Origin of the sequence: Bradyrhizobium huanghuaihaiense, from assembly GCF_007830635.1 — a bacterium.
Classification (GTDB): domain Bacteria; phylum Pseudomonadota; class Alphaproteobacteria; order Rhizobiales; family Xanthobacteraceae; genus Bradyrhizobium; species Bradyrhizobium huanghuaihaiense.
Genome location: NZ_VLLA01000013.1, coordinates 202,304 through 225,042, shown reverse-complemented (window position 1 = coordinate 225,042; position 22,739 = coordinate 202,304). Strand labels below are relative to the sequence as shown.

General features: G+C 65.0%; 27 protein-coding genes and 1 other RNA gene. 12 read left to right on the top strand and 16 right to left on the bottom strand.

Features of this window, described 5'->3' with window-relative positions:
• Position 1: 1 nt before the first annotated feature.
• The 7 genes from nudC to IQ16_RS25415 all read right to left on the bottom strand — a co-directional run bounded on the left by nudC (position 2) and on the right by IQ16_RS25415 (position 6,011).
• On the bottom strand, positions 2 to 940 hold the full coding sequence (nudC, locus tag IQ16_RS25445; protein ID WP_018643455.1) for an NAD(+) diphosphatase: 939 nt from the start codon (positions 938 to 940) through the stop codon (positions 2 to 4).
• Between the two features lie 10 nt (positions 941 to 950).
• Positions 951 to 1,370 (bottom strand): HIT domain-containing protein, encoded by a 420-nt coding sequence (locus IQ16_RS25440; RefSeq protein WP_026312062.1) that lies wholly within the window; start codon positions 1,368 to 1,370, stop codon positions 951 to 953.
• Between the two features lie 273 nt (positions 1,371 to 1,643).
• Complete coding sequence (locus IQ16_RS25435) at positions 1,644 to 2,771, bottom strand: muconate cycloisomerase family protein (RefSeq protein WP_018643453.1); 1,128 nt, start codon at positions 2,769 to 2,771, stop codon at positions 1,644 to 1,646.
• A complete protein-coding gene (locus tag IQ16_RS25430; protein ID WP_018643452.1) occupies positions 2,768 to 3,523 on the bottom strand; it encodes an SDR family NAD(P)-dependent oxidoreductase in 756 nt (251 codons plus the stop codon). The genes IQ16_RS25435 and IQ16_RS25430 overlap by 4 nt, the downstream gene beginning before the upstream one ends.
• The gene (locus IQ16_RS25425; RefSeq protein WP_018643451.1) at positions 3,523 to 4,317 is read right to left on the bottom strand and encodes an amino acid ABC transporter ATP-binding protein; all 795 of its coding nucleotides are present in this window, start codon (positions 4,315 to 4,317) and stop codon (positions 3,523 to 3,525) included. Before IQ16_RS25425 ends, IQ16_RS25430 begins: the two co-directional genes overlap by 1 nt.
• Positions 4,314 to 4,976: an amino acid ABC transporter permease gene (locus IQ16_RS25420; protein WP_018643450.1), complete on the bottom strand. Its 663-nt coding sequence runs from the start codon at positions 4,974 to 4,976 to the stop codon at positions 4,314 to 4,316. The genes IQ16_RS25425 and IQ16_RS25420 overlap by 4 nt, the downstream gene beginning before the upstream one ends.
• A 189-nt stretch (positions 4,977 to 5,165) precedes the next feature.
• Positions 5,166 to 6,011 (bottom strand): transporter substrate-binding domain-containing protein, encoded by an 846-nt coding sequence (locus IQ16_RS25415; protein ID WP_018643449.1) that lies wholly within the window; start codon positions 6,009 to 6,011, stop codon positions 5,166 to 5,168.
• 183 nt (positions 6,012 to 6,194) lie between these two features.
• Here IQ16_RS25415 and ffs point away from each other — a divergent pair.
• The 5 genes from ffs (at position 6,195) to IQ16_RS25390 (ending at position 9,645) form a co-directional block, all read left to right on the top strand.
• Positions 6,195 to 6,291, top strand: an RNA gene (gene ffs, locus IQ16_RS25410) — signal recognition particle sRNA small type.
• Between the two features lie 94 nt (positions 6,292 to 6,385).
• Entirely contained in the window at positions 6,386 to 8,227 is a 1,842-nt protein-coding gene (locus tag IQ16_RS25405) for a DNA polymerase III subunit gamma/tau (protein WP_018643448.1), read from the top strand.
• 28 nt (positions 8,228 to 8,255) lie between these two features.
• Positions 8,256 to 8,576: a YbaB/EbfC family nucleoid-associated protein gene (locus IQ16_RS25400; protein ID WP_018643447.1), complete on the top strand. Its 321-nt coding sequence runs from the start codon at positions 8,256 to 8,258 to the stop codon at positions 8,574 to 8,576.
• A gap of 1 nt (position 8,577) precedes the next feature.
• Positions 8,578 to 9,180, top strand: coding sequence for a recombination mediator RecR (gene recR, locus IQ16_RS25395; RefSeq protein ID WP_018643446.1), 603 nt, complete (start codon positions 8,578 to 8,580; stop codon positions 9,178 to 9,180).
• Positions 9,181 to 9,210: 30 nt separating this feature from the next.
• Positions 9,211 to 9,645 (top strand): hypothetical protein, encoded by a 435-nt coding sequence (locus tag IQ16_RS25390; RefSeq protein ID WP_018643445.1) that lies wholly within the window; start codon positions 9,211 to 9,213, stop codon positions 9,643 to 9,645.
• A gap of 125 nt (positions 9,646 to 9,770) precedes the next feature.
• On the opposite strand, the gene IQ16_RS25385 is transcribed toward IQ16_RS25390, so the two are convergent.
• From IQ16_RS25385 to IQ16_RS25375, 3 genes are all read right to left on the bottom strand, one after another.
• On the bottom strand, positions 9,771 to 11,135 hold the full coding sequence (locus IQ16_RS25385; protein ID WP_018643444.1) for an AmpG family muropeptide MFS transporter: 1,365 nt from the start codon (positions 11,133 to 11,135) through the stop codon (positions 9,771 to 9,773).
• 198 nt (positions 11,136 to 11,333) lie between these two features.
• On the bottom strand, positions 11,334 to 11,636 hold the full coding sequence (locus IQ16_RS25380) for a GIY-YIG nuclease family protein (protein ID WP_018643443.1): 303 nt from the start codon (positions 11,634 to 11,636) through the stop codon (positions 11,334 to 11,336).
• A 130-nt stretch (positions 11,637 to 11,766) separates the two neighbouring features.
• On the bottom strand, positions 11,767 to 12,966 hold the full coding sequence (locus IQ16_RS25375) for a DNA recombination protein RmuC (protein WP_018643442.1): 1,200 nt from the start codon (positions 12,964 to 12,966) through the stop codon (positions 11,767 to 11,769).
• A 171-nt stretch (positions 12,967 to 13,137) separates the two neighbouring features.
• Here IQ16_RS25375 and def point away from each other — a divergent pair, with 171 nt between their 5' ends.
• The 3 genes from def (at position 13,138) to truA (ending at position 15,582) form a co-directional block, all read left to right on the top strand.
• The gene (gene def, locus IQ16_RS25370; RefSeq protein ID WP_018643441.1) at positions 13,138 to 13,662 is read left to right on the top strand and encodes a peptide deformylase; all 525 of its coding nucleotides are present in this window, start codon (positions 13,138 to 13,140) and stop codon (positions 13,660 to 13,662) included.
• Positions 13,663 to 13,803: 141 nt separating this feature from the next.
• Positions 13,804 to 14,727, top strand: a complete 924-nt coding sequence (gene fmt, locus IQ16_RS25360) for a methionyl-tRNA formyltransferase (protein ID WP_018643440.1) — start codon at positions 13,804 to 13,806, stop codon at positions 14,725 to 14,727.
• A 114-nt stretch (positions 14,728 to 14,841) separates the two neighbouring features.
• Positions 14,842 to 15,582 carry a tRNA pseudouridine(38-40) synthase TruA gene (truA, locus tag IQ16_RS25355; protein ID WP_026312061.1) on the top strand — a complete coding sequence of 247 codons (741 nt, stop codon included), beginning with the start codon at positions 14,842 to 14,844 and terminating at the stop codon, positions 15,580 to 15,582.
• Positions 15,583 to 15,664: 82 nt separating this feature from the next.
• On the opposite strand, the gene IQ16_RS25350 is transcribed toward truA, so the two are convergent.
• The 5 genes from IQ16_RS25350 to IQ16_RS25330 all read right to left on the bottom strand — a co-directional run bounded on the left by IQ16_RS25350 (position 15,665) and on the right by IQ16_RS25330 (position 18,301).
• Positions 15,665 to 16,150 carry a F0F1 ATP synthase subunit B family protein gene (locus IQ16_RS25350; RefSeq protein ID WP_018643438.1) on the bottom strand — a complete coding sequence of 162 codons (486 nt, stop codon included), beginning with the start codon at positions 16,148 to 16,150 and terminating at the stop codon, positions 15,665 to 15,667.
• Between the two features lie 5 nt (positions 16,151 to 16,155).
• Positions 16,156 to 16,722 (bottom strand): F0F1 ATP synthase subunit B, encoded by a 567-nt coding sequence (locus IQ16_RS25345; RefSeq protein WP_018643437.1) that lies wholly within the window; start codon positions 16,720 to 16,722, stop codon positions 16,156 to 16,158.
• A 61-nt stretch (positions 16,723 to 16,783) separates the two neighbouring features.
• Entirely contained in the window at positions 16,784 to 17,011 is a 228-nt protein-coding gene (locus IQ16_RS25340) for a F0F1 ATP synthase subunit C (RefSeq protein ID WP_018643436.1), read from the bottom strand.
• A gap of 53 nt (positions 17,012 to 17,064) precedes the next feature.
• Positions 17,065 to 17,814: a F0F1 ATP synthase subunit A gene (locus IQ16_RS25335; protein ID WP_018643435.1), complete on the bottom strand. Its 750-nt coding sequence runs from the start codon at positions 17,812 to 17,814 to the stop codon at positions 17,065 to 17,067.
• A 112-nt stretch (positions 17,815 to 17,926) separates the two neighbouring features.
• Positions 17,927 to 18,301, bottom strand: a complete 375-nt coding sequence (locus IQ16_RS25330) for an AtpZ/AtpI family protein (protein WP_018643434.1) — start codon at positions 18,299 to 18,301, stop codon at positions 17,927 to 17,929.
• A gap of 75 nt (positions 18,302 to 18,376) precedes the next feature.
• Here IQ16_RS25330 and IQ16_RS45820 point away from each other — a divergent pair, with 75 nt between their 5' ends.
• The 3 genes from IQ16_RS45820 (at position 18,377) to IQ16_RS25315 (ending at position 19,958) form a co-directional block, all read left to right on the top strand.
• Positions 18,377 to 18,619 (top strand): hypothetical protein, encoded by a 243-nt coding sequence (locus tag IQ16_RS45820; protein ID WP_167526347.1) that lies wholly within the window; start codon positions 18,377 to 18,379, stop codon positions 18,617 to 18,619.
• A gap of 41 nt (positions 18,620 to 18,660) precedes the next feature.
• Positions 18,661 to 19,179 carry a hypothetical protein gene (locus IQ16_RS25320; RefSeq protein ID WP_026312060.1) on the top strand — a complete coding sequence of 173 codons (519 nt, stop codon included), beginning with the start codon at positions 18,661 to 18,663 and terminating at the stop codon, positions 19,177 to 19,179.
• 305 nt (positions 19,180 to 19,484) lie between these two features.
• Positions 19,485 to 19,958, top strand: a complete 474-nt coding sequence (locus IQ16_RS25315; protein ID WP_018643432.1) for a secondary thiamine-phosphate synthase enzyme YjbQ — start codon at positions 19,485 to 19,487, stop codon at positions 19,956 to 19,958.
• A gap of 128 nt (positions 19,959 to 20,086) precedes the next feature.
• Here the strand turns inward: IQ16_RS25315 and IQ16_RS25310 are convergent, their stop codons facing one another.
• Complete coding sequence (locus IQ16_RS25310; protein ID WP_018643431.1) at positions 20,087 to 21,712, bottom strand: MFS transporter; 1,626 nt, start codon at positions 21,710 to 21,712, stop codon at positions 20,087 to 20,089.
• Between the two features lie 342 nt (positions 21,713 to 22,054).
• Here IQ16_RS25310 and IQ16_RS25305 point away from each other — a divergent pair, with 342 nt between their 5' ends.
• Positions 22,055 to 22,726, top strand: coding sequence for a response regulator (locus IQ16_RS25305; RefSeq protein WP_018643430.1), 672 nt, complete (start codon positions 22,055 to 22,057; stop codon positions 22,724 to 22,726).
• Positions 22,727 to 22,739 lie beyond the last annotated feature (13 nt).

Sequence of the window (22,739 nt, the reverse complement as noted above, 5' to 3'; positions counted from 1 at the left end):
GTCAGCTCTTGTCGTGCACCCAGCGGCCGAGCAGATGATGGGCAATCGCGAACGGATGCGGGCCGGCGAATCCGTCGGGATGCGTACGTTTCAGCATCAGGGCCGCCTCCTCGCGCGTGAACCAGCGTGCATCCTCGAGCTCGGAATGGTCGACGACGATGTCCTCGCTCACGGCCCGCGCGCTGCAGCCGATCATCAGCGACGACGGATAAGGCCAGGGCTGGGTCATGTAATACTGCACGTCGGTGCAGCGAATGCCGGATTCTTCGAAGATCTCGCGGCGCACCGCGTCCTCGATGGTCTCGGCGGCCTCGACGAAGCCGGCAAGGCACGAATACATGCCCGGCGGAAACTGCTTCTGGCGGCCCAGCAGGCACTTTTCGCCGGATGCCACGTGCATGATCACGACCGGATCGGTGCGCGGAAAGTGCTCGGCCTTGCAAGCCGGGCACTCGCGCTTCCAGCCGCCTTCCTTCATTCCGCTGCGGGCGCCGCAATTGGCGCAATAGCCGTGGCGCTGATGCCAGCCGACCATCGACTTCGCCATCGCGATCGCCGACAGCTCGTCGGGCGGGATCGTGCCCTGCATCGCCATGCCGCGCAGCTCGGTGACGGTATAGTCCTCGCGCCCGACCAGCTTCTCGGCCGCGGCCTGCGCCAGGCCCATGCCGAACATCGCGGCGCCATCGCGCAGACCGAGGAAAATCGTGCCGGGATTGGCGCCGCATTTCAGCGCCTCGTCGATCGAGAGCAGCGCGCGCACGTTGTCGCCCTCGCGCTTCACCAGCAGCGAGTCGCGGTACACGACATAGGCGCGGGATGACGATTTCTGCTCCAGCGCGAACAGCTTTTCGTCGTCGCGGCGCAGATGCGCGGCGCGGTCGAGGACGTTGGTGACGAAGGCCGGCTGGCCCAGTGGAAATGCGTCGAATGCGGACATTGTTTTTCTTTCAACCCAACCAGATTTTTCGGCGAAGCGCGCTGATGAAATTCTGAACCTCGGTCGCATCGTGTGCGAGAGGCGGCATCACGCCCCACACCGGTCGCGGCCAGGCCGCGTCACTGGTCCGCCGCGCGATGATGTGGACGTGCAGCTGCGGCACGAGGTTGCCGAGCGCTGCGACATTGAGCTTGTCGCATTTGGTGATCTCCTTCAGCGCGCGCGAGACGCGGGAGATCTCAGTCATCAGCTGCGCTTGCTGCACCTCGTCGAGATCGATGATCTCGACCGCATCCACCCGCCGCGGCACCAGCAGCAGCCAAGGGTAATGCGCGTCCTTGATGACCAGCACCTTGGACAGCGGCAGATCGCCGATGTCGATGGTGTCCTCTTTCAGGCGGGAGTGCAGCGACCAGGCGGGTTCGGGCATATGCGTTTCCGGGTGGCCCGACGGGGAACGGGCGTGTTTGAAGCGACCATACGATAGGGAGTTGGCGAGGGGAAGGATTGGGCCCCGCTCTGGCTGCATACACGGTCGTCGTCCCGGCGAAGGCCGGGACCCATAACCACAGGAAGAAGTTTGACGAAAGGTTGTAGTGACGAGTCTACCCGCGGTACGATCACCTGCGCCTGTCGACAGATCACGCGGTATGGGTCCCGGCCTTCGCCGGGACGACGGCTGAGTTTGCGGCTGCGCCGGCGCCTACCCCTCCGCCAGCACGCGCGCATTGGCGCGGACGGAGGCTTCGCTGACGCGGATGCCGAGGCCGGGGCCGTCGGGCACCACGACATGGCCGGCGCGGTTGGCGATGCGCTCTTCCAGGACGTCCTCGGTCAGCACGTGATGCGGCATGTAGAACTCGCAGCCGAGCGAGATGCCTGATGTCGCCGCGATCAGCTGCGTGCCGGCGGCAAGGCCAATGCCACCTTCCCACAGCGTACCGCCATAGCCGGGCAGGCCGGCGATGTCGGCGATCGCCATGATCGCCTGCGCCTCGAACAGGCCGCCGGCCTTCATCAGCTTGATCGAGACGGCGTCCGCCGCCTCGCGGCGCACCACCTCCATCATGTCGCGGCGGTCGAAGCAGCTTTCGTCGGCGAGCACGGGCGTCTCCAGCGCTGCGGTGAGCTGCGCCATCACATCGAGATATTTGCGCGGCACCGGCTGCTCGATGAAGGTCGGCGCGAACTGCTCAACATCGCGCAGGATCTTGATGGCGCCGAACGGCGCCAGCGCCTGGTTGTAGTCGACGCGCAGATCGACCTTGTCGCCGAACTCTTTCCGGATCGCTTCGAGATGATCGAGGTCCTCGCGATGCGGTTTTACGCCGGTCTTGACCTTGTAGATGACGTTCCCCTCCGGAACCATCTTTCGCATCCGTTCGAGGTCGGCGGCAAAATCCGGATCGGCGATCGAGAAGGAGAGCGGAATGGTGTCGCGCACGCGGCCACCAAGGAGATCGGCGACCGACAGTCCCGACGACTTGCCGACGATGTCGAGCAGCGCCATCTCGATTCCGACCTTGGCCTCGGCATGCCCGACCAGCGCGCGGTCGAGCTCGGCCATCAGCGCGCGGATGCGGCGCACAGGCTTGCCGAGCACGATCGGCCGCAGATAGATATCGAGCGCAGAGAAGGCAGCCTCGGGCGTACCGGTAAACACCTCCCACGGCGCCGCTTCGCCCCAGCCAACGATACCATCGCTGGACGTCAGCTCGATCAGCACGCGCTTCACGGTGCCCTTGACGTTGCCGACACCCTGCAGGCGCGCCATCTTGATCGGGCTTTCGATCAGGAACAGCCTGATGCGTGCGACGGTTGCTTCGGTCATGTCAGGCCTCCATTGACGTGCCAGACCTGGCCGGTGACGTAGGACGCCTTCGGTGATGCCAGGAAGGCGATGATTTCGGCGACTTCCTCCGGCCGCCCGCGGCGGCGCATCGGGATCAGTGCTTCGGTTGCGGCGATCTGCTCGGGCGAGAGCCGGCTTTCGCTCGGCTTGTCCTTGATGATGAGGCCGGGTGAAACCGCGTTGACGGTGATGCCGTCCTTGGCCAGCTCCATCGCGGTGAGGCGCACCAGCGCCTCGAGCGCGGAGCGGCTCGCGGCGGTCGCGGCAAAAGGCGCGAATTCGGGCCGGATCGCATGCGCGACAAAGGACGACACCGCGACGATCCGCGCATCTTGTCCCGCACGCAGCAGCGGCAGCGCGGCGTCAACGAGCCGCGTGAAGGCCAGCGCGGATTCGTCCATCGCTTGGCGGAACAGATCGGCGGGCGTGCCGATGGCGCTGCCGCGGCGGGCATGGCCGCCGACGAGAACCAGTCCGTCGAGCCGGCCGAAGGCGCGTTGCGCGGCGGCGATGGCGTCGGTGACCGCCGTGTCCTCGGCGAGATCGCCGAGGCATTTTGCGACAACGGCGCCTTTGGCTTCGGCTTCCGCGGCGGTGGTGTCGAGGCCTTCCGCGTTCGAGCGCGTGTGCAGCACCAGCGCGGTGCCAGGCGCCGCGAGCAGCTTTGCGGTGGCGCGACCGATGCCGCTGGCGGCACCGGTGACGAGGTAGGCGCGATCGATATTTGGCATCACGATGCTGGTGTGGCCGGCGGCAATGCGCCGGTGCGGTGGAAATGGCTGAGGAAGGCGCGCGTCGCGGCTTGCTGCGGGTTGTCGATCACCTGCCGCGCCGGGCCTTCCTCGACGACGACGCCGTCGCGCATGAAGATCAGGCGGTCGGCGACCTCGCGGGCGAAGGCAATCTCATGGGTCACGATCACCATGGTCATGCCTTCGGAGGCGAGCCGCTGCATCACGTTCAGCACCTCGCCGACGAGCTCGGGATCGAGCGCGGAGGTGGCCTCGTCGAACAGCATCACGTCGGGCTCCATCGCGAGCGCGCGTGCGATCGCGACGCGCTGCTTCTGTCCGCCGGAGAGCGTTGCCGGATATTGGTCGGCTTTCTCGGCAAGGCCCACTTTTGCTAGTTGTGCGCGGGCGAGCTTCTCGGCGTCCGCCTTCGCCATGCGGCGCACCGTGACCGGACCCTCCATCACGTTCTGAAGCGTCGTCATGTGCGGGAACAGATTGAAGTGCTGGAACACCATGCCGGTGGTGGCGCGGAATTTTGCCAGCGCCTTCACGTCGGGGAGTCTGGTGCCTTCACCGAAGGCAAAACGCGTATCACCGACGCGGACGCTGCCGCCGTCGGGCACGACCAGCAGGTTGATGCAGCGGAGCAGCGTCGACTTGCCCGAGCCTGACGGCCCGATCAGCGCGACGACGCCGCCCTTGGCAACGTCGAGATTGATGTTCTTCAGGACCTCGTTGCTGCCGAAGCTCTTGCGCAAGGCCCGGATCTCGATCTTCGTTGTGTCGCTCATTCGCTGACCGCCAGTCGCTTCTCGCCGCGGCGGACGATGATGGTGAGCGGGATCAGGATCGCCGCATAGGCCACCGCAACCGCGGTGTAGGTTTCCAGCGGCCGGTAGCTGTCATGGGCCGCGACCTGGCTCTGATAGACCAGATCAGGCACCGCCAGCACCGAGACCAGCGAGGTGTTCTTGAACTGGATGATCGACTGGTTCATCAGCGCCGGGATCATGCGCTTGATCGCCTGCGGCAGCACGATGCGACGCATGCTCTGGCTGGGTGTCATGCCGAGCGCGGCGCCTGCTTCCGACTGGCCCTTGTCGATCGAGATGATGCCGCCGCGGATGATCTCCGAATAGAATGAGCCGCCATAGAGCGAGAGCGCCAGCGCCGAGGCGGTGATCGGCGTCATCTCGACGCCGGCGAGGATCGGCAGCGCGTAATAGAACCAGATCAGCTGCACCAGGATCGGCGTGCAGCGAAACGCCTCGATGAAGGCGAGCGCAGTCAGCCGCAGCGCCCTGAAGCGCGACAGGCTGCCGAACGCGCCGAACAGGCCGAAGACGAGCCCGAGCACCACGATGACCACGGTGAAGCCGACGGTGACGCCGAGCCCGTTGAGAAAGAGCCAGCGATAGCTCCAGAGGATGCCGAAGTCCCACTGATACATGCGTGCTTTCTTGCTTCACCTCTCCCGCTTGCGGGAGAGGTCGCATCGCATCGGAGATGCGATGCGGGTGAGGGCTCTCTCCTCTGGGGGAGTCTTGCCAGCGGAGACACCCTCACCCCAGCCCTCTCCCGCAAGCGGGAGAGGGAGAGGAGCGGTGTGCGCGGCTCGCACTTGCCCCAAACGGATAACTTACAGCGACACGCCCGGCGGAATGTCCGCCTCGGTCACGCCCACCAGCTCCATATTCGTGATGATCGCGTTGCGGATGAAGCCGAGGCCCTTGTTGAAGTCGATCCAGGTGTTGACGAAGTCGCGGAACGTCTTGTCGTTCTCGCGGCGGAAGCCGGCGTTCGACGTCGTCGCGAAGATCGGCGTCGGCAGCACGAACTGGCCGAGCGAGGGATTCTTCTTCAGCACGGTGAGCGACAGCATGGTGATCAGGCACTGCGCGTCGACGCGGCCGGTCTGCAGCGCGGCGGTGGCATCGTCGGCGGTCTTCAGGCGCGAGATCTGCGCCTTCGGCGTCAGGCGGCTGACGACCTGGTCGTGCGAGGAGCCCTGGTCGACGGCGATCTTGATGTCGGGCGAGTTCAGCTCGGCCCAGCTCTTCGGCTTGAAGTCCTTCTTGCAGAGGATGCCGAAGGCGTTGTTGAAGACCGGCACGGAGAAGTCGACCACCAGCGCGCGCTTCGGGGTCGGGTTGAGGCCGAAGAAGATGTCGATCTTGTTGGACTGCAGGTCGAGCACCGAATTGCCCCAGGTGGTCTCGGTGATCTCGAGCTCAGCCTCCATGTCGTCGGCGAGGCCTTTGGCAATATCGATGTAGAAACCCTTCCACTGGCCCGTGGCGAGGTCCTTCATGTAATAGGGCGCGCCGCCGCCGACGGCGCCGATCCGCATCTTCTTGGTCCGGCGGATGCGGGCGAAGGTCGATTCGTTCGGATCGGCGGTCTGGGCCACGGCTGGCGCGGCCAGCGCGGCCGCGGTCACCGCGCCAAGTCCGACAATCGATGCAACATCACGACGTGTAACCATTGGGATCAATCGCTTTTCTGGTTGGATGGAGTTCCGGGAGCGTTCTTAGCAAGGTGGCCCCCGCAGCGAAAGCACAGCCTATCGGCTGGGCAGGACCGGGATTGCCCGGATGCTGGGCAAACTCGATCCGTTCGCGCCGATACCCGCTTGCTTTCCGCTTCCTTTGGCCCCAAATAGGGACCGGGAGATTGGCGGTGGACGAGCCACTCGCCAACCGGGTCAGGTCCGGAAGGAAGCAGCCCTAACGAGGTCCGGATCGGGTCGCTCGTCAGTCTCCTACCTGTTTTTCCGAGCGAATTGCGCCGGCGGGCCCCCCGCCAGCGCGCTCCTTTCCGCAAAAGCCGGCCGAGAGAGATTTCATTGCGGATCGACCGATGACCGACGCTGGCGCCCCTCCCAACCCTGACAGCGCCGGCCCGGCCGGCAACGCGCCTTACCGGGTTCTGGCGCGGAAATACCGTCCTTCCAGCTTCGACGACCTGATCGGCCAGGAGGCCGTGGTCCGCACCGTCTCCAATGCGTTCGAGACCGGCCGCATTCCGCAGGCCTGGATCCTCACCGGCGTCCGCGGTGTCGGCAAGACCACCACTGCGCGCATCCTGGCCCGTGCGCTCAACTACGAGATGCCGGACGGCTCGGTGCAGGGCCCGACCATCCACATGCCGACCCTCGGCGTGCATTGCCAGGCGATCATGGAAAGCCGGCACATGGACGTGCTGGAGATGGACGCGGCCTCGCACACCGGCGTCGACGACGTCCGCCAGATCAACGACAGCGTGCGCTATGCGCCGGCCAGCGCCCGCTACAAGGTCTACATCATCGACGAAGTCCACATGCTGTCGACGGCGGCGTTCAACGCCTTCCTGAAGACGCTGGAGGAACCGCCGGAGCACGCCAAGTTCGTGTTCGCGACGACGGAGATTCGCAAGGTTCCCGTCACGGTGCTGTCGCGCTGCCAGCGTTTTGATCTCCGCCGCGTCGAGGCCGATGTGCTGATGAAGCATCTTGCCAACATCGCGGCCAAGGAGGGCGTCGAGATCGAGCCGGAGGCACTCGGCATCATCGCGCGCGCCGCGGAAGGCTCGGTGCGCGACTCTCTGTCGCTGCTCGACCAGGCGATCGCGCATGCGGCGGGGCAGGTGAAGGCGGATGCCGTCAGGCAGATGCTGGGCCTTGCCGACCGCACCCGCGTCATCGACCTCTTCGATTCGCTGGCGCGCGGCGACATCGCCGCCGCGTTCAAGGAGTTCCGCGACCAGTACGATGTCGGCGCCGATCCGATCGTGGTGCTCTCCGACCTCGCCGAATTCGTCAATTTCGTCACCCGCGTGAAGATCGTTCCGGCGACCGCCGACAACGTCGCCTATGGCGAGACCGAGCGCGTGCGCGCGAAGGATTTCGCCTCGAAAATCTCGATGCGGGTGCTGTCGCGGATGTGGCAGATGCTGCTCAAGGGCATTGCCGAGGTGCAGGCCGCGACGCGCCCGGCGGCGGCCGCCGAGATGGTGCTGGTGCGCATCGCCTATGTCGCCGATCTGCCGACGCCGGACGAAGCGATCAGGATGCTGGAGCAGAACGGCGGCGGCTCGCCGGTCGTGAACGGCGGCGGTGCTGCGCGCAGCAGTGCGCCGGCCGCACCGATGGCCTCGGCGACGCCGGTTGCGTCAGCCGCGCCCGTTCGTATGCCGACATCGTCGCCGACCGCGTTCGCCGGCGGGGCCCGTCCGCAGATGGCGGCACCCGCGCCGGATCCGCAGGGCGCGGCGCCCCAGCTGCGCATCACCAGCTTCACCCAGCTCGTGGCGGTCGCCGGCCAGAAGCGCGACCTCATGACCAAGGGCGCGCTCGAGGGTGACATGCGCCTCGTCCGTTTCGAGGAGGGCCGGCTCGAGGTCGCGCTCGAGCCGAACGCCTCCAAGACCATGATCTCGGAGCTCGCGAAAAAATTCGAGCTGTGGACCGGCCGGCGCTGGACCGTGATCGTCTCCAACGAGCAGGGTCAGCCGACGCTGCGCTCGCTGAACCATGCCGCCAAGCAGGAGCATGCGCGTACCGCCGAAGCCGACCCGCGCGTGCAGGAGGTGCTGTCGCGCTTCCCCGGTGCGAAGGTCGTCGAGGTCCGCAGGCTTGCCCCCGAGGCGCCGGAATCCAATATTAATGCGGACTATGGCAGTGACGATCCTGTCGAAGGTTCCGACGCCGACGACGATCTCTGAGCCGACCTTTTCAAGGGACACGCGACCTATGGCTGATTTTCTCGGCATGATGAAGCAGGCGGCGCAACTGCAATCCAAGATGCAGGAGATGCAGGAGCAGCTCGCCAATGTGGAGGTTGAAGGCATCTCCGGCGGTGGTCTCGTCACCGTGCGCATGACCGCCAAGATGGACGTCAAGGGCATCAAGATCGATCCCTCGCTGATGAAGCCGGAGGAGCGCGAGGTGCTGGAAGACCTGCTCGTCACCGCGCTCGGCGATGCCCGCCGCAAGGCGGAAACGGCGGTGCAGGACAAGATGCAGTCGCTCACCGGCGGGCTCGGCCTGCCGCCGGGGCTGTTCGGCCAGTAACATGGGCGCGGTTGCAGGTCCCGAGATCGAGCGGCTGGTCCAGCTTCTCGCGCGGCTGCCGGGCCTTGGTCCGCGCTCCGCGCGGCGCGCGGCGTTGCATCTGATCAAGAAGCGCGAAGCGCTGATGATGCCGCTGTCGTCCGCCCTGCAGGTCGCGCTGGACAAGGTCCAGGTCTGCAAGACCTGCGGCAACATCGACACGCAAAATCCCTGCACGGTCTGCACCGATCCGAAGCGCGATCCCGCGATCATCGTCGTCGTCGCCGACGTCGCCGACCTCTGGGCGCTGGAGCGGGCCAATGCGACCCAGGGGCGCTATCATGTGCTGGGCGCGACATTGTCGCCGCTCGACGGCGTCGGCCCGCAGGACCTCACCATCGACGCGCTGGTGGCGCGCGCCCATGCACCGGAAGTCCACGAAATCATTCTGGCGCTGAATGCGACGGTGGACGGCCAGACCACGGCGCATTACATCACCGACCTGCTTCAGGACGCCAACGTAAAAGTAACCCGACTCGCGCATGGTGTGCCGGTCGGTGGCGAGCTTGATTATCTCGACGAAGGTACGCTATCGGCCGCCATGCGGCAGCGGACCTTGTTCTAGCCATCCTGCAGACTTCACGGAACGGACGACATGACGAAACTTTTCGCCACACGCTTGGCTTTGGCCGCGACGATGATGCTGGTGACGCCGGCCATCTCCGCGCAGCAGGACGATGCGGCGCCGCCGGCCCCCAAGCCCGGCAAGCCGATCAACACCGGCGACGTGCTCTCGGGTGAGCTGAACGCGATGAAGGTGCGCGACGTCAAGAATGCCGGCAAGCGTGTTGCGATGTACCAGATCACCTCCGAGCCGCGCCGCCTGCCGGCGCCGAACGGGCTGTGCAATCTCGAGACGGGACCTGAGACGTTCCAGCTCGTCACCTCCAGCGACGCGCAGGCCACGCAGCTGAAATCGTTCGTCGGCAAGGAGATCTCGGTCAAGGTCGACGAGGTCGCCTGCGCCAGCGATCCCGGCCAGATGAGCGAGGCCGTGATCACGAAGTGGAGCCTGGTGAAGAAGCAGTAAGGCGGCGGTGCCTCAAGACGAGCTGCCGTAGGGTGGGCAAAGCGAAGCGTGCCCACCGCTTCTTTCGAATTCTTGGAGGGATGGTGGGCACGGCGCGTTGCGCCTTTGCCCACCCTACGAGACCTCTAAACCCTCACAGGCCCCAGCGCGTCAAAATGCCCGCGCTTCTGCAAGTACGCCAGCAGCATCAGGCTCGGGATCGCCACCAGCACGCAGATCACGAAGAACAGCGCCCAGCCCGTCGTCTCCGCGACGTACCCGGCGCCTGACGAGAGATACGTCCGTCCCACCGCAGCAAGCGCGGTGAGCAGCGCATATTGCGTCGCCGTGTGCAGCGGATTCTGACACAGCGCCGAGAGATAGGCGACGAAGATCACGGTGCCGATCGCGCTGGTGAAATTCTCGGCGCAGATGGCGAGCGCGAGCGCCCATTGGTTGGTGCCGACCACGGCGAGCCAGGAGAAGGACAAATTGGCCAGCGCCTGCACCACGCCGCCGATCCAGAGCGATGTCGCCAGCGAATAGCGCCGCGCGACGAACCCGCCGGCAAAGCCGCCGATCAGGGTTGCGGCAAGGCCTACGCCCTTCACTATCGCCGCATAGTCGTTGCGGGTGAAGCCGAGGTCGATCACGAACGGCGCCGTCATCGTGCCCGAGAAGGCGTCGGTGAACTTGAACAGCACCACGAAAGTAAGTGCCGCGAGCGCGTCCTTGCGCGACAGGAACTCCGAGAAGGCGCCGATCGCCGCATGCAGCACGCGCGTGAACGCAGTCTCTTCTTGCGTCACGGCCTCGGCCCGCACTGATTGTTCGGGCTCGGTCGCGACCATCGCCGTGATCGTCCCGATCAGCACCATCGCCGCCATCACCACATAGCCCCACATCCACGCCGATGGTCGCGGGATGCCGGTGCCCTCGAAACCCGAGACGATGAACAGTGCGCCCGCGGTCGAGACCAACATGCCGATGCGATAAGCGGCGACGTAGGCCGCCATGCCGGCGGCTTGCTCGCTCTCGGGCAGGCTCTCGACGCGGAAGGCATCGACCACGATGTCCTGCGTCGACGACGTCGTCGCCACCAGCAGCGCGCCGAGCGCAACGTAGAACGGCGAGCGTGCGGGATCGGTCATCGCCAGCAGCAGGATCGCGATGATCAGCAGCAATTGCGAGAACACCAGCCAGCCGCGCCGCCGGCCGAACGCGCGGGTGAACAGCGGCACATGCAGCGCATCCACCAGCGGCGCCCACAGGAACTTCAGCGTGTAGGGCGTGCCGACCAGGGCGAACAGCCCGATGGTCTTGAGATCGACCCCGGCCTCGCGCATCCACACCAGCAGCGTCGAGCCCGACAAGGCCAGCGGCAGCCCCGAGGAGAAGCCGAGGAACAGCACGATCAGCACCCGCGGTTGCAGGTACACGGCAAGGCTCTCGCGCCAGGAGGGCGCAGGGGCGGCAGTCGCGGCGGAGGAGGTCGCGTCGGGAGCGGTCATGGGGTGGTGTTAGCAGATTCTGGGGGGCAGGTGTCGTTCCTGGCGGCCACAAAGGAGGTGTCGTCGTCCTCTCGGTGTCATCGTCCGCGAAGGCGGACGATCCAGTAATCACCAGCGTTTCGGTTCAATCACTACCGCCGCGGCGTACTGGATGCCCCGCCTTCGCGGGGCATGACAGCGCGGCGAGGTATGACACCATCATGGTGGCCCGGCTATCCCGGGATAGAGATCGTCCCAATTCGGGTTTTCTTTCTCGATCAATCGGACCTTCCAGGCCCTGTTCCACTTCTTCAGTCGCTTCTCTCGCTTGATCGCGTTCTCGGGATCGTCGAACTGCTCGAAATACACGAGCCTTGCCACGTCGTACCTTTCCGTGAAGCTCTCGATGAGTTTTGACTTGTGCTCGGCCACTCGGCGAATGAGGTCATTTGTCACGCCGATGTATAGCGTTCCGCCGATCTTGCTGGCGAGAATGTAGACATAGTAATGGCGTCCGCCCATGCGACCATCCCGGAGGTGTCATCGTCCGCGAAGTCGGACGATCCAGTAATCACCAGTGTCTCGGTTCAATCACAACCGCTGCGGCGTACTGGATGCCCCGCCTTCGCGGGGCATGACAGTGTGCCCAATCTCACTCCCCCGCCTGGAGCTTCCGCGGAAACGGTTCCGGCGCGCCGGTCGCCACCAGCCTTGGCCCTTCCGGCGCGTCGGTCTTGCTGAAATCGAGCTCCTCGATTCTCCCCGCGCGCTTCTCGATCTTGTCGGCGGAGATCAGGATCTGGCGGACGTCCTCGTTCGCGTCGGAAAAATGTTTCTGCAGTTTGACCACGCGCTCGCGCAGGCGGCCGAGATCGTCGCCGAGCTTGATCACCTCGGTCTGGATCTGGTCGGCGGCATCGCGCATGCGCGCGTCCTTCATGATCTGCTGCATCACCTGGATCGCGAGCATCAGGAGCGAGGGCGACACCAGCACGACGCGGGCGCGATAGGCCTTCTGGATCACGTCGTCGAAGCCGTCGTGAATCTCGGCGTAGACGGATTCCGACGGCACGAACATCAGCGCCATCTCCTGGGTCTCGCCGGTGACGAGGTATTTTTCGGCGATGTCGCTGACGTGCTTCATCACGTCGCCGCGCAGCCGCTGCGTGGCCACGCGCCGCTCCTCGTCGGTGCGCGCGTCGTGCAGCGCCGTCATCGCCTCCAGCGGGAATTTGGCGTCGATGCAGAGCGGGCGCTGGTCGGGCAGGAACACGACGCAGTCGGGCCGCTTTCCCGTTGAGAGCGTGAACTGGAACTCGTAGGAGCCTTTGGGGAGACCGTCCTGGACGATCGCCTCCATCCGCGCCTGGCCGAAGGCGCCGCGCGACTGCTTGTTGGCGAGCACGTCGCGCAGGGTCGTCACCTGCGTGGTGAGGTCGGTGAGGTTCTTGTGCGCGTTGTCGATGATGCCGAGCCGCTCGTGCAGGGCGCGCAGGCTCTCCATGGTGTTGCGGGTCGAATGTTCCATGGACTGGCCGACGCGATGGGTCACCGAATCCAGCCGCTCGTTGACGGCCCGTGCCATCTCGGCCTGCCGGCCGGCCAGCGCCTGGGTCATGGCGTCGACCCGGCCCGAGGCCTCACTCTGGGCGCGGAGTACCTGGCTTAGCCGCTCCTCGAGCTCGTCGGCCCGGATCGCGTGTGCCATGGCGAGTTCCGCGCCGTGCCGCCCGGAGCGCGCGATCACGACCGCAATCACAACCAGCAGGGTGAGGACGAGCGCGCCGAAGCCGATCAGCGCGTCGATGGTGCGCACCGGCCAGTCGCCGAGCATGAAAATGATCTCGTTCATGCCAGCCCTTCTAACCGATTCGCTGCCCGGCGCGAACGAAGAGGGAACGTCTTCGGTTAGTGGTCCCTGAATTTTTATGGTTAACAAAACCTGAAGTTTTATGGTTAGCGGAAGGTTAACGGGGTTCCTCTCCGCATTGACCGCATCCGGCGCGGGGCTTAAATCGCGGCCATGGCCCTACGAGAAATCATCATCCTGCCCGACAAGCAGCTGCGCCTGGTCTCCAAGCCGATCGAGAAGGTCACTTCGGAGATACGCAAGCTTGCCGACGACATGTTCGAGACCATGTACGACGCGCCCGGCATTGGCCTCGCGGCGATCCAGGTCGCGCAACCCTTGCGCCTGATCACCATGGATCTTGCCAAGCGCGACGAGAGCGGCGAGACCAAGCACGAGCCGCGCGTCTTCATCAATCCGGAGATTCTGGCGTCCTCAGAAGAGCTTTCGGTCTACGAGGAAGGCTGTCTGTCGATTCCCGAATATTACGAGGAGGTCGAGCGGCCTGCGAAGGTGCGGGTGCGCTTCACCGATCTCGACGGCAAGGTGCACGAAGAGGATGCCGAAGGCCTCTACGCCACCTGCATCCAGCACGAGATCGACCATCTCAACGGCGTGCTGTTCGTCGACTATCTGTCGAAGCTCAAGCGCGACCGCGTGATGAAGAAGTTCGAGAAAGCCGCCAAGCGCGCGGAATAAGCTTGCCGTCATTCCGGGGCGATGCGCAGCATCGAACCATGGTGCGCAATTGCGCACCTGAGAATCTCGAGATTCCGGGTCCGGCTCTTCGAGCCGCCCCGGAATGACTGTTGGTGAATTGCGTCCTTCGCAGGTTTTCTGATGCCCCTCCGCCTCATCTTCATGGGCACGCCCGATTTCTCCGTGCCGACGCTGCTCGAGCTGGTCGCGCATGGCCATGAGATCGCGGCGGTCTACACGCGCGCGCCGAAGCCGGGTGGGCGGCGCGGCCTGCAATTGCAGCCTACCCCGGTCGAGGAAGCCGCGCGGAAGCTCGGCATTCCGGTGCTGACGCCGAAGACGCTGAAGACGCCGGAAGCGCTCGAGGAGTTTCGTGCGTTCGATGCCGACGCGGCCGTGGTCGTCGCCTACGGCATGATCCTGCCGCAGGCGATCCTCGATGCGCCGAAGCTCGGCTGCTACAATCTGCACGCCTCGCTCTTGCCGCGCTGGCGCGGCGCTGCCCCCATCAATCGCGCGATCATGGCAGGCGATGCCGAGAGCGGCGTCATGGTGATGAAGATGGATGTCGGCCTCGACACCGGCGACGTCGCCATGGCCGAGCGCCTTCCAATCACCGACAACATGACCGCGCGCGACCTGCATGACCGTCTCTCCCGCCTCGGTGCCGACCTGATGGTGCGCGCAATGGCCGCGCTCGAACGCGGTGGCCTCCAGCTCAAGCAGCAGAGCGAGGACGGCGTCACCTACGCCGCCAAGATCGACAAGGCCGAGGCCCGGATCGACTGGAGCAAGCCCGCGCGCGCGGTGCTGCGCCACATCCATGGCCTGTCACCGTTTCCCGGCGCCTGGGCCGAGCTCGAAAATGCGCGCGTCAAGATCCTGCGCTGCGAGCTCGCGAATGGATCGGGGGAGCCCGGCGAGGTGCTCGACGACCAGCTTACGATCGCCTGCGGCGACGGCGCGATCCGCATCATCGAGCTTCAGCGCGAGGGCAAGGGCCGGATGCAGGCCGCGGACTTCCTGCGCGGCGTGCCGCTGAGGGTGGGCGCCAAATTCAACTGACGCTGTCATACCCCGCGAAGGCGGGGTATCCAGTACGCCGAGGCTTTTGAAATTGAACCGAACCGTCACGGCGTACTGGATCGCCCGCCTGCGCGGACGATGACACTGGGAAAGATGCCCCGCTACAAGCTCACCATCGAATATGACGGCGCGCCGTTCTTCGGCTGGCAGGTGCAGGACACGCTGCCGTCGGTGCAGGGCGCGCTCGAGGCGGCGGTGAAGGCGATGACCGGCGCGGATTTGCGGGTGCATGGCGCCGGCCGCACCGACGCCGGCGTGCATGCGCGCGGCCAGGTCGCGCATGTCGACGTCGAGAAGCAGTTTCCGCCCGGCCGTTTTCGCGACGGGCTCAATGCGCATCTGCGCCCGCATCCGATTGCGGTGCTCGAGGCCGAGATCGTGCCCGATACGTTCGAGGCGCGCTTTTCGGCGGTCAAGCGCCACTACCGCTATCGCATCCTCAATACCCGCGCCAATCTCGCGCTCGACGTCGGCCATGCCTGGCGCGTGCCGCGCCGGCTCGATGCCGAGGCCATGCACGCGGCGGCGCAGCGCCTGCTCGGCAAGCACGATTTCACCACCTTCCGCGACACCGAGTGCCAGGCCAAATCGCCGGAGAAGACGCTCGACCAGCTCGATGTGATTCGCGACGGCCGCGAGATCACCGTCGTCACCTCGGCGCGCTCGTTCCTGCACAGCCAGGTGCGCTCGATGGTGGGATCGCTGGTGTGGGTCGGCGAGGGCCGCTGGACCGCGGATGATCTCTCCGCAGCCCTCGCCGCCCGCAACCGCACCGCCTGTGGCATCGTCGCCCCGCCGGATGGGCTGTATCTGATGCAGGTGGATTACGAGTGAGGCGGATTACGGGAGCGCTCTCGGACAAACAAAAAAGCCGGCGCTTGCGCGCCGGCTTTTTTGATCGATGAGGGCTAGGGCCTCAGTTCAACTTCTGCCGAACCTCGTTGATGCCCTTGGCGAGCAAGTCGTCGGCGACCTGGCCCTTGACCGACTGCGACAGGATCGTGGAAGCGGCCTGGACGGCGGCTTCCGCGGCTGCGGCGCGGACATCGGCCAGCGCCTGGGCCTCGGCGAGCGCAATCTTGCTCTCCGCGGTCTTGGTGCGGCGGGCGACGAAATCTTCCATCTTCGCCTTGGCGTCGGCCGCGATGCGCTCGGCTTCGGCCTTGGCGTTGGCGATGATGTCGGCTGCCTCGCGCTCGGCCGTGGCACTGCGCGCCTTGTAGTCCGCGAGCACCTTGGCGGCTTCCTGCTTGAGACGCGCCGCGTCCTCGAGCTCGGCCTTGATGCGCTCAGCGCGATGATCGAGCGCGGTCATCGCCGACTTGAAGACCCCGAGATAGCCGAACACGACCATCAGGACCACGAAGGCGACGGCGACCCAGGTTTCAGGATCGAAGAACATCTCGACTAACCCTTCAAGGACGCATCAACGGCGGCATTGACCGACGCCGCATCCGGAACGACGCCGGTGAGCTGCTGCACGATCTGGCCTGCTGCATCGGCCGCGATGCCGCGGACGTTGCTCATGGCGGTCGTGCGGGTCGAGGCGATGGTCTTCTCCGCCTCGGCGAGCTTGGCCGCCAGCTGCTCTTCCAGCGCCTTGCGCTCGGCGTCCGCCTGCGCATTCGCCTTGTCGCGGGATTCGTTGCCGATCGCCTGTGCCCGCGAACGCGCCGAAGCGAGCTCGCCTTCATAGGCCTTCAGCGCCGCCTCGGACTGGTCCTTCAGCTTCTGCGCCTCAGTGAGGTCACCCTCGATCTTGTTCTGACGTGCTTCGATCGCACCGCCGACCTTCGGCAGAGCGAGCTTGGACACGATCACGTAAAGCAGGACGAAGAAGATCGCGAGCGACACCAGCTGTGAAGCAAAGGTGCTGCTCTCGAACGGCGGAAAGCCGCCGCTGTGATGACCGCCATCGGCTTCGGTGTGGGCACCCGCCGCCGGTCCTTTTGCCCCGCCATGACTCTCGGCCATGGAGTACTCCTGTTGCTGTCACGCGCCGCTTCGGATGAAGCGGCGCGAAAGAAGTCGTTCTTTAGAAAACGAACAGCAGAAGCAGCGCGATCAGCAGCGAGAAAATGCCGAGCGCTTCGGTCACGGCGAAGCCGAAGATCAGGTTGCCGAACTGGCCCTGAGCGGCCGACGGATTGCGGACCGCTGCGGCGAGGTAGTTGCCGAAGATCACGCCCACGCCGACGCCCGCACCGCCCATGCCGATGCACGCGATGCCCGCGCCGATAAGTTTTGCTGCTGCCGGATCCATTTTAGACTCCTTGGAAGAAAGATTGGGTTGTGGGTGGAAATTCCCCGGACCGCTCAGTGTCCCGGATGAATGGCGTCGTTGAGGTAGATGCAGGTCAGGATCGCAAACACATAGGCTTGCAGGAACGCGACCAGAATCTCGAGGGCGTACAGCGCGACCGTGAGCGCCAGCGGCAGCACGCCGCCGACCCAGCCGATGGCGCCGAGCGAGAAGCCAAGCATGGCGACGAAGCCCGCGAACACCTTCAGCGCGATGTGGCCGGCCAGCATGTTGGCGAACAGACGAATGCTGTGCGAGACCGGCCGCAGGAAGAACGACAGGATCTCGATGAACATGACCAGCGGCAGGATGTAGCCCGGGACGCCGTGAGGAACGAAAATCGAGAAGAATTTCAGGCCGTTCTTGGCGACGCCGTAGATCAGCACGGTGAAGAAGACCAGCAGTGCCAGTCCGACGGTGACGATCAGGTGGCTCGAGACCGTGAAGGTGTAGGGGATGATGCCGACCAGGTTCGAGACGCAGATGAACATGAACAGCGAGAAGATCAGCGGGAAGAACTTCATGCCTTCCGCGCCGGCCGTCGAACGGATGGTCGAGGCGACGAACTCGTAGGAGATCTCGGCGACCGACTGCAGGCGCCCGGGAATCAGCTGCGAGCCGCTGGCGAGCATCAGGAGCGAGATGATCGCAACTGCCACCAGCATGTAGAGCGATGAATTGGTGAAGGCGATCGTGTGATTGCCGATATGGCCGATCGTAAAGAGAGGCTCGATGTTGAACTGGTGGATCGGATCGATTTTCATCGGCGCGGCATCTCTTGGTCTGCCGGGCAATGCCGGCGGGTCTCGGTCTGCCGGCCGGGCCGGCCCGTACCGGCAAGGCCGGCACGATCATTCCTCTCCTGTGCGGATCGCCTTACGAACCACCGCGCCTGTTTTGACCCGCGCCTGCCGATCTCACCACATTCACCACGCCGGCCACGAAGCCCAGCAGCAGGAACACGATAAATCCGAAAGGCGACGTCGACAGCAAGCGGTCGAACCCCCAGCCAATCCCCGCCCCGACAGCGACACCGGCGACCAACTCGGAGGATAACCGAAAACCAAGCGCCATCGCCGAGGCTCTGGCCGCTCTGTCCTCACCGTCACCTGCGGGTTGCTCGGTCTTGGTGCGGCGGTCGCGAAGTTCGGACAACCGCTGATCAAGATTTCCGAGCCGTTCGGAAAGCGCAGCTTCCTCGGGCGATCTATCGCGATCTCCATTCTCGCCGTGTCCCGTGCCCTGTGTCATGCAACGAAGACCCGAAACGCACCGGCTGAATGGAAATTACGCCCGCCACCCTCAAAAGCCGCGCGGACCATACTGATGGCCTATAATCAAGTCAAGCCAAGTCACGATTGCGTCGCTTTCTGCTATGTAGCTGATTTGCCTGACAATATTGGCGCGCGCGGCAGCGCTGCGCACAGCGTGACGCCGCACCGCAGCAGCTCTCCTCTTGATCGGTGGATGTCGTCGCCATTTCGCCGCGCTGACGGGATCAAACGGGCCGGCGGGATCGTTGATTTCGGGCGGGTGTTTTTGGCGGCAGATCGCTGCGCCGCGGTGTAGAATTGCGGACGTGCCACACGCGCGTGGTGGCGGAGAGCGCGATGAGACCAGTGACGTCATCCACAGCATCATGGCTTGCGGCGTCGTTCGCCGCCGTGATGGTCGTCAGCGGCAGCCTGGTGGCCGCGCAATCGGCGCCCGACGGCGAAAATGGCCGCTACACCATGACGCCGATCCCGGAGGGGGTGCTGCGGCTCGATACCCGCACAGGAACGATGTCGACCTGCACCAGGAACGGCACCGGCTGGGCCTGCTACGCGGTGCCCGACGAGCGCGCCGCGTTCGATGCCGAGATCGGCCGGCTCCAGGCCGAGGTCGAGAAGCTGAAGGGGCAGCTCGCGGCCGGGCCGACCGTGTCGGGCAAGATCGACGAGGCGCTGCCGAAATCCGATCCGCTGAAGAAGGCGGAGCCGAAGGTCGCCGAGGGCGACCGCAAGATCGAGATCCCGCTGCCCAGTGATCAGGACCTCGATCGCGTGATGTCGTTCCTGGAAAAGGCCTGGCGCCGGCTGATCGACATGGCCAACCGGGTGCAAAAGGACGTGTCGGGGAAGATTTAGCATGTGACGAGCTGCCGTAGGGTGGGCAAAGGCGCGACGCGCCGTGCCCACCACCTCGATATCGTCGCGGGGATGGTGGGCACGCTTCGCTTTGCCTACCCTACGGCAGCTTTCGGAGTTGAGAGAATTTGATGACATCAGATGGCCCCTTCGCGCGATCCATGCGTTGAGGTGCCGTAGGGTGGGCAAAGGCGTTCTTACGCCGTGCCCACCATGATTCTACAACAATGAAGGAAGACGTGGGCACGGCGCTACGCGCCTTTGCCCGCCACCCTACGGCAGTGTTCGATCAGTCGAGACCTTTGATGACATCAGCCAAATCCGTAACCCGCTCGGCGCCATCGACGGTGCAAGCCACCACCATCTCATCGTCACTGCTCACCGTGCAGACGCCGGGCCGCGGCTTCACCGACCTCACCAGCGAAGCCGCAAAATTCATCGCCGAGGCGCACGCAGGCGAGGGCGCGTTGACGCTGTTCATTCGCCACACCTCGGCGTCGCTGACGATCCAGGAGAATGCCGATCCCTCCGTGCTGGTCGATCTCACCACCGCGCTGTCCCGGCTGGCGCCGGAGAACGCCGGCTGGACGCACGATACCGAGGGACCGGACGACATGCCCGCGCATGTCAAGACCATGCTGACGCAGACGTCGCTGCAGGTCCCGGTCCTGAACGGCAGGCTTGCGCTCGGCACCTGGCAGGCGATCTATCTGATCGAGCATCGCGCCCGCCCGCACCGGCGCGAGGTGGTGCTGCAATTCATCGGCAGCAATCAGTAGGGCGTTTTCGAGCGAACTGAATCCCGTTCGCGTGAAGACAACGCGTCGAAACAAAAAGCTCTGATCCAAAACAAAACCGGCCGCGGAGACCGCGGCCGGTTCGTATCTTTTGGGTTCGCTGCTTCCGATCAGGTCGCCTTGATGTCGACGTCCTTGGTCTCGGGCAGGAACAGGAAGCCGATCACAACGGTGATGGCCGCGAACGTGACCGGGTACCAAAGGCCCGCATAGATATCGCCCGTCGAAGCCACGATGGCGAAGGCGGTCGCCGGCAGCAGGCCGCCGAACCAGCCGTTGCCGATGTGGTAGGGCAGCGACATCGAGGTGTAACGGATGCGGGTCGGGAACAGTTCGACCAGCATCGCGGCGATCGGGCCGTAGACCATGGTGACGAAGATCACCAGGATGAACAGCAGCCCGATGGTCGCGGCCACCTGCGGACGGAAGACGTCAAACGGATGGGCCATCTTCACGATGCCCGCATCGCCGGTCTTGGGATAGCCCGCAGCCTGCACCGCGGCGAGGACGGCCGGGTTGCTCTCCTTGGCGTTCGCGTACGGAACTTCCTTGCCGTTGACGACCACCTTCACGCCGGAGCCGGCCGCGCCTGGCGTGGTCGAGTACTTGACCGACGACTGCGACAGGTAGGCGCGCGCGGTGTCGCAAGGCGCGGTGAAGACGCGGGTGCCAACCGGGTTGAACAGGTCGCCGCAGCCTGCGGGATCCGCCACCACGTCGACCTTGACCGACTCAATCGCCTTTTCCAGCGCCGGGTTGGCGTTGGTGGTGATCATCTTGAAGATCGGGAAGAAGGTCAGCGCCGCGATCAGGCAGCCGCCGAGGATGATCGGCTTGCGGCCGATCTTGTCGGACAGCACGCCGAACACGATGAAGAAGCCGGTGCCGAGCAGCAGCGACCAGGCGATCAGCAGGTTGGCGGTGTAGCCGTCGACCTTCAGGATCGATTGCAGGAAGAACAGCGCGTAGAACTGGCCGGTGTACCAGACCACGCCCTGGCCCATCACGCCGCCGAGCAGGGCGAGCAGCACGAGCTTGCCGTTCTGCCAGTTGCCGAAGGCTTCCGTCAGCGGCGCCTTCGAGCTCTTTCCCTCGTCCTTCATCTTCTGGAAGATCGGCGATTCATTGAGGCGAAGCCGGATCCAGACCGAGATGCCGAGCAGCAGCACCGAGACCAGGAACGGGATGCGCCAGCCCCACTTCGCGAAATCGGCTTCACCGGTCGCGGTGCGGGTGAACAGGATCACCAGCAGCGACAGGAACAGACCGAGCGTCGCCGTGGTCTGGATGAAGGAGGTGTAGTAGCCGCGCTTGCCGTTCGGCGCGTGCTCCGCGACATAGGTCGCCGCACCGCCATACTCGCCGCCGAGGGCAAGGCCCTGCGCAAGGCGCAGCGCGATCAGGATGATCGGGGCCGCGATGCCGATGGTGGCCGCATTGGGCAGCAGGCCGACGATAAAGGTCGACAGGCCCATGATCAGGATGGTGACGAGGAAGGTGTATTTGCGGCCGACGATGTCGCCGATACGGCCGAACACGATCGCGCCGAACGGACGCACCAGGAAGCCGGCGGCGAATGCCAGCAGCGCGAAGATGTCGCGGGTGGCCGGCGGATAGTCCGAGAAGAACTGCACGCCGATGATCGAGGCGAGCGAACCGTAGAGGTAAAAATCGTACCACTCGAACACGGTACCGAGTGAGGAGGCGAGAATGACGAACCGTTCGTCCTTCGTCATCCCTCCTGCGCCAGCCTGAGACACAGCCATTGTCGACATATTGAGTCGCTCCCCGAAATGCGTTTCCTCGCGCCCCGGGCGTCCGGACATGCCGGATCGACCCAGGTCTTGCCCGCAAGGTAACATCGGCGTGAAACCCGCCCCAATACGACTTTCGGCCTTGCGCACTGACGCGCACCTGACTGCCCGGTATCGGGCGCCGGTGCGCGCCGCGAAGGCTTGCGGATTAACCCCTTTGCAGCAAAGGGATAATGTGCACTTGCATGCCACGGCCGGGCAGGGAAGAATTGACCTGCCGCGGCAGCGACTCGCCGGCCGGTTGCGAACGACAGCAAGAGAACGATGAACGCTCCCTCGACCCATCTCGTCATTGCCGATGATCACCCCCTGTTCCGTGATGCGCTCCGGCAGGCTGTGGCGAGCGTCCTGACCTCGGCCAGGATCGACGAGGCCGGATCGTTCGAGGATCTGACCAAGCTCCTGGAACAGACCTCCGACGTCGACCTGATCCTGCTCGACCTCTCGATGCCCGGGATCTCAGGCTTCTCCGGTCTGATTTATCTGCGCGCGCAATATCCGGCCGTCCCGGTGGTGATCGTCTCGGCCTCTGACGACAGCGCCACGATCCGCCGCTCGCTCGATTTCGGCGCCTCCGGGTTCATCCCCAAGCGGTTCGGCGTCGAGACGCTGCGCGACGCCATTCTCAAGGTGATGGAAGGCGACGTCTGGGTTCCCGCCGACACCGACCTGTCCGCCGCCGCCGATCCTGACATGACGCGCCTGCGCGACCGCCTGGTGACGCTGACCCCGCAGCAGGTCCGGGTCCTGATGATGCTGTCCGAGGGCCTCCTCAACAAGCAGATCGCCTACGAGCTCGGCGTCTCCGAAGCCACCATCAAGGCGCATGTCTCGGCGATCCTGCAAAAGCTCGGTGTCGAGAGCCGCACCCAGGCCGTGATCGCCGCCGCGAAGATCGCCGGCGGCCAGTGGAAGCAGGGCACGCCGACGGGGTGACTCTCCTGTCGTC